Here is a 14,059-nt window from a genome sequence, read left to right on the forward strand (position 1 = left end):
TCCACGTGAAACAATTTTGAATATGCGTATAGAATCCAATTATGTAGACCTTGTTAATAAAAGTATTTATCCTGCAGAAATATATATTGAAGACGGAAGAGTACAAAAGGTATTAAAAACTACTGGTAATTATTCCAATTATATATTACCTGGTTTAATCGATAGTCATGTTCATATTGAAAGTAGTATGCTCATTCCATCGCGTTTTGCTGATTTAGTTGTTCCACGTGGAACAGTAGGAGTGGTGTCTGATCCTCACGAAATCGCAAACGTTTTAGGTATTGATGGGGTAAAGTACATGAATAAAGATGCTAAAAAAGTGCCTTTAAAATGTTTTTTTGGTGTTCCATCTTGTGTTCCAGCTACTGATTTTGAAACTTCAGGAAGTAGAATTGACAGCTCTGAAGTGGAAGAATTATTGAAAGAAGGGGCGATGTTTTTAGCTGAAATGATGAATTTTCCAGGTGTAATTCATGGCGATAAAAAAGTGTTGAAAAAGCTTTCGTTGGCTAAAGAATACAATGTTCCTGTTGATGGTCATGCTCCAGGTATTTTAGGAGACGATTTACGAAAGTATGCTCAAGGTGGAATTACAACCGATCATGAATCATTCTCGATAGAAGAGGCCCTTGAAAAGGTGTCTTTCGGTATCAAAACACAAATAAGAGAAGGTAGTGCAGCTCGTAATTTTGAAGCACTTCATCCCTTAATTCGGAAGTCTCCTTTAACAACAATGTTGTGTACGGATGATAGTCATCCTGATTTAATCATTGAAAAAGGACACATTGATCGTCTTGTACGATTGGCTTTAAACAAGGGGTATTCGATCTTTGAAATATATCAAACGGCAGTAGTAAATCCTGTTGAGCACTATAAACTACCTGTTGGATTATTAAAGGAAGGGGATGCTGCTGACTTTATTTTAGTAGATAACCTAGAAGAATTTAATATTCAATCGACCTATATTGATGGTGTAAAAGTTGCAGAAAATGGTATATCTCTTTTTGAATTAACTGATGTAAGTGCTATTAATTCGTTTAATTGTAAAGCTATTTCGTCGAAAGATATTAAGGTAATTGCACCTACTGACAATGCAATACTTCGTGTAATAGAAGCTGAGGAAGGTGAGCTATTAACAAAGGAGTACAAATGGCATACTACGTATAAAAAAGGAAATGTTATTGATGCTGATGTTGCAAATGATCTTTTAAAAATAGTCGTGATTAATCGTTATAAAGATGCTCCTCCAGTTGTTGGGTTTATTAAAAACTTCGGATTAAAAGGTGGTGCTTTGGCTAGTTCTGTTGCTCACGATAGTCATAATATTGTGGCTATAGGGTGTGATGATGATCAATTAGTAAAAGCAATTAACGCTGTTATTGATTCTAAAGGCGGTATTGTAGCTTGTGATGATAATGAACTTTTATCGCTTGAGTTACCAGTCGCTGGTCTAATGTCTGCAAATAAAGGAGAAGAGGTAGCTGTAAAATACACTCGATTAAATCAATTTGTTCAACAAATGGGGTGTAAGATGAAGGCTCCTTTTATGACACTTGCCTTTATGCCACTATTGGTTATTCCATCGTTAAAAATAGGAGATAAGGGTTTATTTGATGTGAATACATTCTCATTAACCAGTTTATTCGTAGATGAAGAATAATGAAATTTGTAGAGAAGAAAGACTAAAATTATTGGTTCAATCTTTACCTGGCACCCCAGGTATTTACCAATATTATAATATCGACGGTGCAATTATTTACATTGGAAAGGCTAAAAATTTAAAAAAGCGTGTTTCATCCTATTTTTCAAAACAACACGATGATGGCAAAACGCGTATTCTAGTACGTAAAATTTACGACATAAAACACATTGTTGTCGATACGGAAGCCGATGCTTTGCTTCTGGAAAACAACCTTATTAAAAAGTATCAGCCGCGTTATAATATCCTATTAAAGGATGATAAATCCTTCCCGTATATTGTTATTCGAAACGAACGTTTTCCACGTGTGCACCAAACCCGTAATTTTATTCGGGATGGGAGCGCCTACTTTGGACCGTATACATCAGTGGGAATGGTTCGAACCTTAATTGAATTATTCAGACAGATATATCCCTTACGAACGTGTAAGCATAATCTGAGTGAAGCTAACATTCAAAACGGTAAATTTAGAGAGTGTCTTGAGTTTCATATAGGTAAATGTAAGGCACCATGTGTTGGTTCTTACGCTGAAGAAAACTATCTAAATAACATCAGTTCTATTAAAGAAATACTTCAAGGTAATATATCTAGTGTGTTGAAATACATGAATGATGTAATGCTTACCTATGCTTCGGAGCTTGAATTTGAATTGGCAAATGAGGTTAAAAAGAAGATTGAATTACTTAAAACTTACCAAAGTAAGTCGACTGTTGTTAATCCTAAAATTACAAATGTCGATGTATTTAGTATTATCGATGATGAGAAAACGGGCTATGTCAATTTTATTCGTGTAATAAATGGAGCGATAATTCAATCTCATACCATGGAGTTCAAGAAGAAATTGAACGAGAATAAGGATGAGATTTTGCTTATGGCTATAATAGAAATTAAAGAACGATTAAAAATATTAGCACGAGAAGTACTTGTACCTTTTGACATAGATTTAGAAATAGAAAACACGAAGTTTGTAGTACCTAAAATAGGGGATAAGAAGAAGTTAATGGATTTATCTGAACGAAACGTTAAATATTTCCGATTGGATAAACTAAAACAACAATCACTTCATAAAAAAGAACCCAGAGAGGAACGTTTGATGAAAGTAATGCAAGCTGATCTGCGCCTAAAGGTTCTTCCAAGGCACATCGAATGTTTCGATAATTCCAATATACAGGGTACAAACCCAGTGGCAGCCTGTGTAGTTTTCCGAAATGGAAAGCCTTATAAAAAGGATTACCGTCATTTTAATATTAAGACTGTAGAGGGACCAAACGATTTTGCATCCATGGAAGAGGTTGTTTATCGTCGTTATAAACGTTTAAAAGAGGAGGGGCAAGGATTGCCTCAATTGGTGGTTGTCGATGGCGGAAAGGGACAGTTGGGCTCAGCTGTTCGAATATTAAGCGAACTTGGTTTGATGGATAAAATATCAGTTATTGGTATTGCTAAACGTCTCGAAGAAATATTTTATCCTGGAGATCCTGTTCCTTTGTATTTGGATAAAAATTCAGAAACCTTAAAAATTATCCAACATTTACGAAACGAAGCGCATCGATTTGGAATTACGTTTCATCGTCAAAAACGTTCCATCAATTTTATTCAATCCGAGCTAAATAACATACCAGGTATTGGCGATAAAACAATTGAGTTATTGTTTAAAAGTTTTAAGTCATTTAACAATATAAAGGACGCTAAAATTGAAAATTTAAGAGAGGTGGTAGGGAATGATAAAGCTAAGAAGGTATATTCGTACTTTAATTCAATTAAATCTGTTTAATAATCTAGTAATCAGTGTATAGTGCTGCGATAAATATTTCTGTATATTTCACAATCTAACTGAAAAAACCATCTGATATTTGAATTTTATCTTCTTTCGTAATTTTCTTGAATTGTTCTTTATATAATATATTTTTAATTGAATTATATTCATGATTACATCCTACCATCTGATTTGCTAAATCACGTAGAATGTGATTTAACGATTGATCTGAGGATTTTATTTCAGATTCTTTAATTATGCCCTTTTCAATTTTTAAACGACTTTTAATTCTGCTACCATCAACAAGTTTATATCTTTTGTTGATTTCAAAATTTGGACTATAGCCATAGTTCCATTCCCAACCTGAGTATTTATCCTTAACCAGGCTTTTAATTTGATCTATTTCGTTTGTTTGGAGTACTAGTTCATCCGCTTGTTGATAATGGTTCAAAAGGTGCTTAAATACATAGGAAACAAATTCTTCATATTTCATTGGTGTCGATAAATATTCTGAAATATTTGTAACCTCACTTCTAACTGATTTAACAGATTTACCTTTAATAATTAAAGGGTTATTTTTTAATGCATTACTTAAGGTTGATAAATCGGAATTAAATAGAAGTGTTCCATGATGCATCACTCTACTTTTATAGACATGCGAGGCATTTCCAGAAACCTTTTTATTCTTAATTTGAATATCATGTCGCTTGCCAAAGCTGGCATCTATGCCTAAAGATTTGAGAGCATCAAGAATAGGTTGTGAGTATTGTTCAAAGTTGACTAGCTGCCCCTTTATACCTGTTTGAATAAAGCAAAAGTTTAAGTTATTATCATCGTGAAAAACCGTTCCACCACCCGATAAGCGACGATAAACAGGAATTTTGTGTTTTGATGTATAGGAGAAATTTATTTCAGCAAGGGTATTTTGGTGCTTACCAACTATTATTGATGGCGAATTTGTGTACAAAAAGAAGATATCTAGTGCTGTTTGACGCAATAAATACTCTTCTGTTGCCAGGTTAAATGCTGGATTATTTGTGATGCTGATTAGTCCTTTCATAAACGTGATTTAATGCTAACATAACTGCTGCTAGTTACTTTTTGTTTTCCAGCATTGAAATGTTCACTTCAAAGGTAAAGATTAAAAGATATATCGTATTTTGGTATTTTTTAATAATTGAAAGAATGCGTTTAGTTATACAGCGAGTAAGTGAAGCTGCCGTATCGATTGAAGGAGTGGTGCATGGAGCTATTAATCATGGCTTTATGATATTGGTTGGTATTGAACCAGCCGATACATCAGAAGATATCGACTGGTTGGTTAAAAAAACCTTAAACCTAAGGATATTCAATGATGAGGATGGTGTAATGAATAAGTCCATTTTGGATGTCAAGGGCGAACTATTAGTCATTAGTCAGTTTACCTTACAAGCACGTACAAAAAAAGGCAACAGACCTTCTTATATCAACGCTGCAGGTCCTGACTTAGCCATACCGCTTTACGAGGAGTTGATTAATAAATTGGCGCAGGAAGGAAATATTCGTGTTGCAACAGGTAAATTTGGTGCCAATATGCAGGTGCAACTAATCAATGATGGTCCTGTAACTATACTAATTGACTCTAAAAACAAAGAATAGTGAAAATATCAGAAGCACAAGAAACGGTTGATAAATGGATAAAAACCTATGGCGTTCGCTATTTTAGTGAACTAACCAATATGGCAATTTTAACCGAGGAGGTAGGCGAGTTGGCTCGCGTAATGGCCCGTAAATATGGCGATCAATCCTTTAAAAAAGATGACTTAAATGTGGATATGGCCGATGAAATGGCCGATATTTTATGGGTTTTAGTGTGTTTGGCCAATCAAATAGGCATTGATCTGGAGCAGGCTTTTGCAAAGAATATGGAGAAAAAGACAAAACGCGATAGTGAGCGTCATCTTAATAATGATAAACTAAAATAATAGATAACCAAGCTTATAGTGTCAAGCTATGGGCATTAAAGCTACATATATGGATGGATTATTAGATCAATATCCTTTTGACTTAAGTGACGAGCAAATTCATAAAGGTATTGAAGCAGCAAAAGATGAAGCGTCAAAGCTTAAAAGTGATAAGGAAATACTGAAGCAACTATTTAATTGTATCGATTTAACATCATTAAATACAGAGGATTCATCAGATGATATTCGTGACTTTGTTGATAAAGTTAATGACTTACACGAACATTTTGATTTTGTACCACAAGTGGCAGCAATGTGTGTGCATTCCGTGTTTTCATCAGTGCTTAAAAGTGGTTTAAAAGATGCCACTATTGGACGTGCTGTTGTGTCAGCTGGTTTTCCATCATCACAAACTTATTTAGATGTAAAAAAGTTGGAAACGCAGCGTGCTATTGATTTTGGAGCTAACGAGATTGATATAGTGATGTCGGTCGGCGAGTTTATGGAAGGTAATTATGAGTTTGTTGGGGAAGAGATCAATGCCATAAAAGGAGTTATGGGAGATGCTCACTTGAAAGTGATTTTGGAATCAGGTGCTTTGAAATCAGCTCAGGAAATTTGGATTGCCAGTGTCATTGCCATGGATTATGGTGCTGATTTTATTAAAACTTCCACTGGTAAGCAACAACCTGCCGCAACATTTGAAGCGGCTTTTGTAATGCTTAATGCGATTAAAAAATACCATCAAGCAACGGGGAAGAAAATAGGATTTAAACCTGCTGGTGGTATTTCAACAGCCGAAGATGCACTTGTATATTATTGCTTAGTTAAGCAGATTTGTGGAGATGAGTGGCTAAATAATAAGTTGTTTAGGATAGGAGCAAGTCGTTTAGCCAATAACTTGTTGAGCGATGTGGCAGAAATAGAAAATGGTTATAGAAAGGAAATAAAATACTTCTAAAAAAGATCTAATTGTTTACTGAGTAAAGTTGATACATTAAAAGTAAACTGCATCGATTTTACTCGGTAAACGAATGGATTGTACTATTCTTCTATTTCTTACGCTTTAAGGTGTAATCAACCATTGTTAATAGGGCTGTTTTAACCTCTGAATCATCATAGCTCGATAATGATTCTTTTGCTTTCTGAGCGTATTGTTCCATTTGTGTATTGGCATATTCAATACCACCATTGGCCTTAACAAAAGCAATAATTTCCTGCACCTTTTTCTCATTTTTATGATGACGGCGTATCATCTTCAATATTTTCTTTCTTTGTTTACTATCAGTATTTTGAAGAGCATGTATTAAAGGGATAGTTAACTTCTTTTCTTTTATGTCGTTACCCGTTGGTTTTCCAATTAATCCGTTTTGTTCAAAATCAAATAAATCATCGCGAATCTGAAAAGCTATACCCAGGTTCTCCCCGAACTCAGCCATGTTTTGTAAACGTTCCTGACTGGCATTAACCGAAAGTGCTCCAGCTTTCGTACATGCTGCAATTAGGGTAGCTGTTTTCTTTCGAATAATATCGTAGTATACTTCTTCCGTTATATCAAGTTTGCGCGATTTTTCAATTTGCAAAAGTTCACCCTCACTCATTTCTGTTACGGCGTTGGAAACTACTTTCAACACATCAATTTGATCGGTCGCCAAGGACAAGCTTAATCCTTTCGACAGAAAGAAATCACCTACTAGTACAGCTATTTTCGACTTCCAAAGGGCGTTAATGCTAAAAAAACCGCGTCGTTGATAGGTTTCATCAACTACATCATCATGTATTAATGTGGCTGTATGAAGTAACTCAATAAGCGTGGAGGCAATGTAGCTGGCCTCTGTTATTTCGCCATTTAATTTGGCAGATAAAAACACCAGCATTGGACGCATTTGCTTTCCTTTACGTCTTAATACATAGTTTGTTATGATATCAAGCAAAGGAATTTTAGATTTCAGCTGTTCTTTAAAAAACGGCTCAAATTTTTTCATTTCCTCCTTAATAGGAGCTTTTATAAGTGCTGTATCTGACATATTTCTTACTTTCAGTGTACGCCATTAGCGTACCAATCAATGGACGCCAAATTTAATTATTATTAAGGATTTTTGTATATCATATTGATATTATCTAAATATTTAAATATTTTTGCCCGAGCGTAACGTTAATATAACAAGATAGTTATATATTTGTATTTGTAAGTAATTTAATATTTAAGCTCAGACGATGAAAATAAAAGATTTAGATACAGAATTGTTGGAAAGAGCCGCAGGTATGCTTAAAGCTATTGCTCATCCTATGCGTATAGCTATTTTAAGTCATTTAGAAGATGGAGGTAAATTAACCGTTACCGAAATTCATAAGCTGCTTGATATAGAACAATCAACTACCTCGCATCATTTGGGTATTTTAAAGGATAAAGGTGTATTGGCCAGCGAGCGTCAAGGGAAAAACACGTTTTATTATTTAAAGCACAATAGCTTGCGTAATATTGTTGATTGCGTTGGAAAGTGTGCAATTGTTCAGTAAGACAAAGAATTGATTAGAATAATTTAAAGACTGATTGATTCAGTCTTTTTTTATGAGAGGAAGATGGCAAAGATACGATTGACAAAGGAGTTTAGGTTTGAAATGGCTCATGCCTTGTGGAATTACGATGGTTTGTGTAAAAACCTACATGGGCATTCGTACATTCTTAATGTAACCGTGCTTGGTAAACCTATTGAGGATGAGAGTAACCCTAAGTTGGGGATGGTAATGGACTTTGGCGATTTAAAGTGCATTGTTAACGAGGAGATTGTTGATAAATTGGATCATGCAATTGTGTTGAGTAAAAACGCACCATCAGAGCAGTTATTGGCTTTGCCGCAAATGGGTCAACGTCACGAGATAGTGGATTATCAGCCTACATGCGAAAATATGTTGGTTGATTTTGCTGAACGCATTAAAAAAAGATTGCCAATGAATATTGAGTTATTCAGCCTTAAATTAAACGAAACAGCCACCAGTTATGCCGAGTGGTATGCGAGTGATAATGAATAATACTATTAACCACTAGGTTAATGATCTCTTACAAAGGATGACATCACCATATTAGTTTTCTAATAGTGATATCATCCTTTTTTATTGTGCTTAGGTAACAAATAAGCTAATTGCTAATGCTTATCTTTAGCAAAAAAACAAAATATAGCTATGGCTGACGAAAAAAAGGATTTGTATTTGTTGGATGCTTATGCATTAATATTCAGGGCGTATTATGCGTTTATTCGCAATCCCCGTATCAATTCAAAAGGGTTTAATACTTCCGCCGTATTTGGTTTTACTAATTCATTGTTAGAGATTTTAACCAAAGAAAATCCAACGCACATAGCTGTTGTTTTTGATCCCCCAGGGCCTAATTTTCGTCACGAAGAGTACCCTGAGTATAAAGCCAACCGCGATGCCACTCCCGAAGATATAAAGCTATCGGTTCCTTATATTCAAGACTTGATTAAAGCCATGAACATTCCCGTTATTGTAAAGGAGGGGTTTGAGGCTGACGATGTGATTGGTACGCTTTCGGCCAAAGCATCGGAGCAAGGTTATAATACCTATATGGTCACTCCAGATAAGGATTATGCACAGCTGGTTAAAGAAAATGTGTTTATGTACAAACCACGCAGTATGGGTGGTGGTATCGATATTTGGGGCATCGATCAGGTTAAGGAAAAGTTTTCGGTAAGTGAGCCAATTCAGGTTATTGATATTTTGGCTTTATGGGGCGATGCGGCTGATAATATTCCTGGCTGCCCAGGTGTTGGAGAGAAAAGGGCTAAGGACTTGATTAAGGCCTATGGAAATATCCCAAATATCTACGAGCACATTGAGGAGCTGAAAGGCAAGCAAAAGGAAAACATGATTAACTTCCGTGAGCAGGTCGAATTGTCTTATCGCTTGGCAACTATTCGTTTAGATGTACCAGTGGACTTGGATGAGAAAGCTTTAAAGCGCGAAAAACCAAACATGGATGCCATAAATAAACTGTTTGATGAGTTGGAGTTTAAAAACCTTACTTCGCGTATAAATGCTTTGTATGGCACAGCACCTGTTCAGGGCGATTTATTTGGTGGTCCAGCCGCGCCTCAGTCCGAAGTTATTGAGGAAGCTTACACCTCGCATCAAACTTTAAAAGATGTAAGCTACCGTTATTACATGGTTTATAACGCCCAAAAGCTGGCTTCTTTACGTGCCGAACTAAGCACTAAAAAACAATTTTGTTTTGATACAGAAACAACTTCGGTAAATGCCATGGAAGCCGAGTTGGTAGGTCTTTCATTCTCTTGGAAAGCCCATGAAGCCTATTATGTGCCTGTGATGAACAATGGGGTGGTTGATACCGACATAACTGCTTCGTTCAAAGCTATTTTTGCTGATGATAAAATTACCAAAGTAGCTCAAAACCTGAAGTACGACATGTTGGTACTTAAAAACTACGATATAACCATTAAGGGGCCGTTTTTCGATACCATGGTGGCCCATCATCTTTTATATCCAGGTTTGAAAAACGGTATGGACTTTATGGCTGAAACCTACCTCAATTACACGCCAATCTCATACGAATCGGTGGTAGGACCAAAGGGTAAGAAGCAAAAGAACATGCGTGATATAGCACAAGCTGATATAGTTGATTATGCTGCTGAAGATGCGGATATCACTTTACAGTTGGCTGAGAAATTTCAGGAGGAGCTGAAAGGTAGTGATGTGGAGAAACTCTTTAATGACATTGAGATGCCTTTGATTGAGGTTTTGGCCAATATGGAGTTTGAGGGTGTAACTCTTGATGACGGTGCTTTAAAGGAGTTTGCCGAAAAACTACGTGAACTTATCATTGCGCTGGAGAAGAAGATAGAAGAATTGGCTGGTATGCCGTTTAATATATCTAGTCCTAAGCAAGTAGGCGAAGTGCTGTTTGAGCATTTAAAACTTGATGAAAAAGCTAAGAAAACAAAGAGCGGTCAGTACAGTACAGGAGAAGAGATTCTGCAGAAATTGAAAGATCGCCACGAGATTATACCTGCCATATTGGAGTATCGTGGATTGGTTAAGTTATTGAATACCTATGTGGAAGCCTTGCCTAAGTTAATCAATGCTAAAACAGGTAAAATACATACAAGCTATAGTCAGGCAACCGTGGTAACAGGGCGTTTGAGTTCAAACAACCCTAATTTGCAGAATATTCCTATCCGCGACGAGAATGGTAAGGAAATAAGGAAAGCTTTTACGGCGTCGGATGATAAGCATGTGTTTTTATCGGCAGATTACTCGCAGGTAGAACTGCGCTTGATGGCACATTTTAGCGAAGACCAGCATTTGATTGATGCCTTTAATCGCGGCGAAGATATTCATGCAGCCACAGCAGCGAAAATTTTTAAAGTGCCTTTGGACGAGGTAACAGGCGATATGCGACGTAAGGCTAAAACGGCCAACTTCGGTATTATCTACGGTATATCAGCCTTTGGTTTAGCCGAACGTTTGACGATCTCACGTAAGGAGGCCAAGGAGATTATCGATGGGTACTTTGAGAGTTTCCCGGGTGTAAAGACTTTTATGGATGGTAGCATAGCCACAGCGCGCGAAAACAATTATGTGGAGACACTTTTTGGGCGTAAGCGTAACCTCAGTGATATTAACTCTCGCAATGGAGTAGTGCGTGGCATGGCCGAACGAAATGCCATTAATGCACCAATACAGGGTACAGCGGCCGATGTTATTAAGCAAGCCATGGTGAATATTCAAAAACGTTTTATTAGTGAAAATATCGCCTCTAAAATGATTCTTCAGGTGCATGATGAATTGAACTTCGATGTATTGAAAACAGAGGAAGAACAAGTGAAAGCCATTGTTAAGGAAGAAATGGAAAATGCCATTAGCTTATCGGTGCCTTTTGATGTGGATATGGGCGTTGGTATAAACTGGTTAGAGGCACATTAATTGGAAGTGACTAGTGTCTAGTAACTAGTGCTATGTGCCTGGAAAAATGCTAAATGAGATTAATAGAATGCGATCATTGAAGCTTAGTGCTTTCGGTGGTCGTATTTTTTTAATCAAGAAAGTCGATTTGCATGCCTATCTTGCGACAGATTTTTATGACCCAGATTATGATGAAACAGCTTATTATTACAAGCCTATTGGCATTCTTGTCGATGGCTGCTTATGCACAAGAAGAATTTTTCAGAGACAGAGGTGGAATATCTTTGGTTTATGGACAAGGGATAACTGACGATGACCACTTTAATGCCATGGGTTTTAGTTTCGTTTTTAAAGGTGGATTCTCTCTTGGTTTAACGAGTCAAAAGGTTAATGAGGAAGTGAATCCTCAGGTATTTATAGGTTACTTATCGCCATATAAAGAACGTAAATACTATTCACGCACCAGTATACAGTTGAGTTACATGAGTAGTTCAGTAGTATCGGTTGTGGGGCTTAATTTTGGCTTATCGTGCATTATAAATGCGACTAAGCACTTTCCTACTTCTTTTAACGGAGGTCTTTCACTTAACCATGTCACATATAAAAGTAGTGCAACATATTATTCAGGTTATGGTGGTGTTTCTGTAATGCAAGATGATACTGATTTTATACCAGTGATAGCATTTGCCATCAATCAGGCATTTTTTGCAAATCAGGTATTGAGCCCTTTTGTGAGTTTGGGTATTGGCTATGATTTAACCAATAATTCGACGGTTAAATCCTTTCTTTTTGGTGTCAATGTTAATTTTAATGGAAAAAAGAAAGTAAGCCAGCCAGAAGTTATACTGAATTAAAAAGCCTGGTTTACTTTCAGATAAAACGAAATATCCCCCTCGCTTGTATGCACAAAGTCAAGGCGAAGATCAACACCTGTAACTTGTTGTAGCATATACCGTAATCCAAGTCCTTCGCAAGTGTACCAGCCATCATCGTCGCGCGAGTTGCCTTCAAAGCCGTAGGAGCCACCCGATAGGTTAGCAACACCAAAAAAGGCAACGGCCCTAAAGCGTGTTTTATTTATTGTGTAGCGGTATTCTGTTTGGGCACCTGTTTGGTACTTCGCTTTAAATTGTCCGGCCGGATAGCCTCTTAACTGCGTTTTACCCGATAAGGTGGGCAGTCCATTGTCTGGTGCTTTATCGGAGCTGTAGTGGCCATAAAACTGTGAGGCCCATACATCGTTATCTTTAAATCCTTGGGCGTAGTATCGGGCATCTACTATTAAAGCACCATATGAGTTATCGGCGCCTAGCCAACTTGGGTTAGTATTAATACGTGCGGTAATCCATGCTGCTTTTGATGGAAAATATTTGTTCTTTCGCGTATCGTAGCTAAGTGCCAAGCCTACTCCAGCCGAATTTTCATTGGTTATGCCATTGCCGCTTATAAAGTCATCTCCACCCTGATTATTGGGTTTGTACTGAAGACGTTTATAGCTTAATGGGGTACCAAAGTAAATGCGATCGGCAACCCGAAACATTAATAATTCAGTTAGTATAATGGTGTTGATATTGTATTCTACTTCACCGTAGGTTTTATCGCTAAATTCATTGTTGATGCTGGAATATACCACTTGTGAGGAGGACAAAAAGGCATTGTTGTTTAACCATAGGTTATTTCGGACCAGGGCATTATAACTTTTTGTGGTAGTATATTGACCCTCGATCAGTAATTGCGATTTGGAAGCTGTGCTTTTATCTGCATCGTACAGATAGGATGATGACACACCAAAGCCCCAACCCATGAGTGGTGTACTGGTTATCAGTGGCACTACTTTTAATGCTTTTTCTGTTTTAGTGCTATCGTTTTGACTAACAAGGATGGTGGGAATAAACAAGAGGATAAATATAAGTTTGTACATGTACATAGTGTGTTAGGTTTATAAACGATGCTTCAAAGTATTAAGTAATACCTAATAATGTCAATTGATAATGGGATTTGGATATGATTTATGCTTATCTAATATTTAGACAAATACCATATAAGATATCATGATTCCATAAGGTGCTCATTCTATATTCTTTAACCATTATAGGTTTGTTTTGTTGATGATTATTATGATGGCGTTGACGTTTTTTAAGGTTTTATAATGCATATAGATGAATAAAAAAGGTAATCTTTGCCAGCTATTGGCGAATGAAAAGGTTCGCGTCTTTTTACCTAGTAAGGTAAATTTAATGTTATAATCGGGAAAAAAACAACATGGACGGAAGAGACAAAAAGAACATTAAGACAGGTATTAAAGTGTCGATTGTGCAAAATAGGGATAAGCACTCTGGACAACTGTCTCATGGAGTTGTTAAAGACATCATTACTACTGGCCCTTTTCATCCTCAAGGCATTGAAGTGCGCCTAAAGGATGGGTCTGAAGGACGAGTAAAGGAAATACGCTTATAGGGTAGTTCCAATGAAAGACTTAATACAAAAGAGCTGACGATTGTTAGCTCTTTTGTGTTTTAGAAAGGTTTGTATTCATAGTTGTAAAGGACTTACAACTTATTTACTTCAAAACACGAAATGGAGCTGAGTTTGGGCAGCGGACTCAAACAGTGTATTAATTTGCCCTGCATTGATTTTATATCAATAGCGTCCTAAACGTTTTTATTAATAGCTCGAAACGTCTTGTTACGAACCGGCCTCAGCCAGTGAGCCAAAAAACAG

General features: G+C 36.7%; 13 protein-coding genes. 10 read left to right on the plus strand and 3 right to left on the minus strand.

Going from position 1 to position 14,059, the window contains the following annotated elements; translation table 11 throughout:
* The first annotated feature begins 22 nt into the window (after nt 1–22).
* Both ade and uvrC read left to right on the plus strand, forming a co-directional pair.
* The gene (ade, locus tag FNN09_RS05350; RefSeq protein WP_143300460.1) at nt 23–1,660 is read left to right on the plus strand and encodes an adenine deaminase; all 1,638 of its coding nucleotides are present in this window, start codon (nt 23–25) and stop codon (nt 1,658–1,660) included.
* Complete coding sequence (gene uvrC, locus FNN09_RS05355; protein WP_143300461.1) at nt 1,650–3,473, plus strand: excinuclease ABC subunit UvrC; 1,824 nt, start codon at nt 1,650–1,652, stop codon at nt 3,471–3,473. The genes ade and uvrC overlap by 11 nt, the downstream gene beginning before the upstream one ends.
* A gap of 55 nt (nt 3,474–3,528) precedes the next feature.
* Here uvrC and FNN09_RS05360 read toward each other — a convergent pair whose 3' ends face one another.
* Nucleotides 3,529–4,515, minus strand: a complete 987-nt coding sequence (locus FNN09_RS05360) for a lipoate--protein ligase (protein WP_143300462.1) — start codon at nt 4,513–4,515, stop codon at nt 3,529–3,531.
* A gap of 125 nt (nt 4,516–4,640) precedes the next feature.
* Between FNN09_RS05360 and dtd the strand changes: the two genes are divergently transcribed.
* The 3 genes from dtd to deoC are packed head-to-tail and all read left to right on the plus strand — an operon-like array spanning nt 4,641 to nt 6,359.
* Nucleotides 4,641–5,093 (plus strand): D-aminoacyl-tRNA deacylase, encoded by a 453-nt coding sequence (gene dtd, locus FNN09_RS05365; RefSeq protein ID WP_143300463.1) that lies wholly within the window; start codon nt 4,641–4,643, stop codon nt 5,091–5,093.
* A complete protein-coding gene (locus FNN09_RS05370; RefSeq protein WP_143300464.1) occupies nt 5,093–5,419 on the plus strand; it encodes a nucleotide pyrophosphohydrolase in 327 nt (108 codons plus the stop codon). Before dtd ends, FNN09_RS05370 begins: the two co-directional genes overlap by 1 nt.
* Nucleotides 5,420–5,468: 49 nt before the next feature.
* Nucleotides 5,469–6,359, plus strand: a complete 891-nt coding sequence (gene deoC, locus FNN09_RS05375) for a deoxyribose-phosphate aldolase (RefSeq protein WP_143300465.1) — start codon at nt 5,469–5,471, stop codon at nt 6,357–6,359.
* A 91-nt stretch (nt 6,360–6,450) separates the two neighbouring features.
* Here the strand turns inward: deoC and FNN09_RS05380 are convergent, their stop codons facing one another.
* Nucleotides 6,451–7,425, minus strand: a complete 975-nt coding sequence (locus tag FNN09_RS05380; protein WP_143300466.1) for a polyprenyl synthetase family protein — start codon at nt 7,423–7,425, stop codon at nt 6,451–6,453.
* Nucleotides 7,426–7,615: 190 nt separating this feature from the next.
* On the opposite strand from FNN09_RS05380, the gene FNN09_RS05385 reads away from it, so the two are divergent.
* The 4 genes from FNN09_RS05385 (at nt 7,616) to FNN09_RS05400 (ending at nt 12,192) form a co-directional block, all read left to right on the plus strand.
* Nucleotides 7,616–7,918: a helix-turn-helix transcriptional regulator gene (locus tag FNN09_RS05385; protein ID WP_143300467.1), complete on the plus strand. Its 303-nt coding sequence runs from the start codon at nt 7,616–7,618 to the stop codon at nt 7,916–7,918.
* 63 nt (nt 7,919–7,981) lie between these two features.
* On the plus strand, nt 7,982–8,431 hold the full coding sequence (locus tag FNN09_RS05390) for a 6-carboxytetrahydropterin synthase (RefSeq protein ID WP_143300468.1): 450 nt from the start codon (nt 7,982–7,984) through the stop codon (nt 8,429–8,431).
* A 150-nt stretch (nt 8,432–8,581) separates the two neighbouring features.
* Nucleotides 8,582–11,359, plus strand: coding sequence for a DNA polymerase I (gene polA, locus FNN09_RS05395; protein ID WP_143300469.1), 2,778 nt, complete (start codon nt 8,582–8,584; stop codon nt 11,357–11,359).
* A 170-nt stretch (nt 11,360–11,529) separates the two neighbouring features.
* On the plus strand, nt 11,530–12,192 hold the full coding sequence (locus tag FNN09_RS05400) for a hypothetical protein (protein ID WP_185968880.1): 663 nt from the start codon (nt 11,530–11,532) through the stop codon (nt 12,190–12,192).
* Here FNN09_RS05400 and FNN09_RS05405 read toward each other — a convergent pair.
* The gene (locus tag FNN09_RS05405) at nt 12,189–13,259 is read right to left on the minus strand and encodes a BamA/TamA family outer membrane protein (protein ID WP_185968881.1); all 1,071 of its coding nucleotides are present in this window, start codon (nt 13,257–13,259) and stop codon (nt 12,189–12,191) included. The two genes, FNN09_RS05400 and FNN09_RS05405, sit on opposite strands and share 4 nt — an antisense overlap.
* A 341-nt stretch (nt 13,260–13,600) precedes the next feature.
* Here FNN09_RS05405 and FNN09_RS05410 point away from each other — a divergent pair, with 341 nt between their 5' ends.
* Nucleotides 13,601–13,795 carry a YwbE family protein gene (locus FNN09_RS05410; RefSeq protein WP_143300472.1) on the plus strand — a complete coding sequence of 65 codons (195 nt, stop codon included), beginning with the start codon at nt 13,601–13,603 and terminating at the stop codon, nt 13,793–13,795.
* Nucleotides 13,796–14,059: the final 264 nt, after the last annotated feature.

Origin of the sequence: Carboxylicivirga sp. M1479, from assembly GCF_007097485.1 — a bacterium.
Lineage (GTDB): Bacteria > Bacteroidota > Bacteroidia > Bacteroidales > Marinilabiliaceae > Carboxylicivirga.

Coding starts and splice junctions, on each gene's coding strand:
- FNN09_RS05380 (WP_143300466.1), bottom strand. CDS start 7,425: ATGTCAGATACAGCACTTATAAAAGCTCCTATTAAGGAGGAAATGAAA.
- dtd (WP_143300463.1), top strand. CDS start 4,641: ATGCGTTTAGTTATACAGCGAGTAAGTGAAGCTGCCGTATCGATTGAA.
- FNN09_RS05400 (WP_185968880.1), top strand. CDS start 11,530: ATGAAACAGCTTATTATTACAAGCCTATTGGCATTCTTGTCGATGGCT.
- uvrC (WP_143300461.1), top strand. CDS start 1,650: ATGAAGAATAATGAAATTTGTAGAGAAGAAAGACTAAAATTATTGGTT.
- ade (WP_143300460.1), top strand. CDS start 23: ATGCGTATAGAATCCAATTATGTAGACCTTGTTAATAAAAGTATTTAT.
- FNN09_RS05385 (WP_143300467.1), top strand. CDS start 7,616: ATGAAAATAAAAGATTTAGATACAGAATTGTTGGAAAGAGCCGCAGGT.
- polA (WP_143300469.1), top strand. CDS start 8,582: ATGGCTGACGAAAAAAAGGATTTGTATTTGTTGGATGCTTATGCATTA.
- FNN09_RS05360 (WP_143300462.1), bottom strand. CDS start 4,515: ATGAAAGGACTAATCAGCATCACAAATAATCCAGCATTTAACCTGGCA.
- FNN09_RS05390 (WP_143300468.1), top strand. CDS start 7,982: ATGGCAAAGATACGATTGACAAAGGAGTTTAGGTTTGAAATGGCTCAT.
- deoC (WP_143300465.1), top strand. CDS start 5,469: ATGGATGGATTATTAGATCAATATCCTTTTGACTTAAGTGACGAGCAA.
- FNN09_RS05405 (WP_185968881.1), bottom strand. CDS start 13,259: ATGTACAAACTTATATTTATCCTCTTGTTTATTCCCACCATCCTTGTT.
- FNN09_RS05410 (WP_143300472.1), top strand. CDS start 13,601: ATGGACGGAAGAGACAAAAAGAACATTAAGACAGGTATTAAAGTGTCG.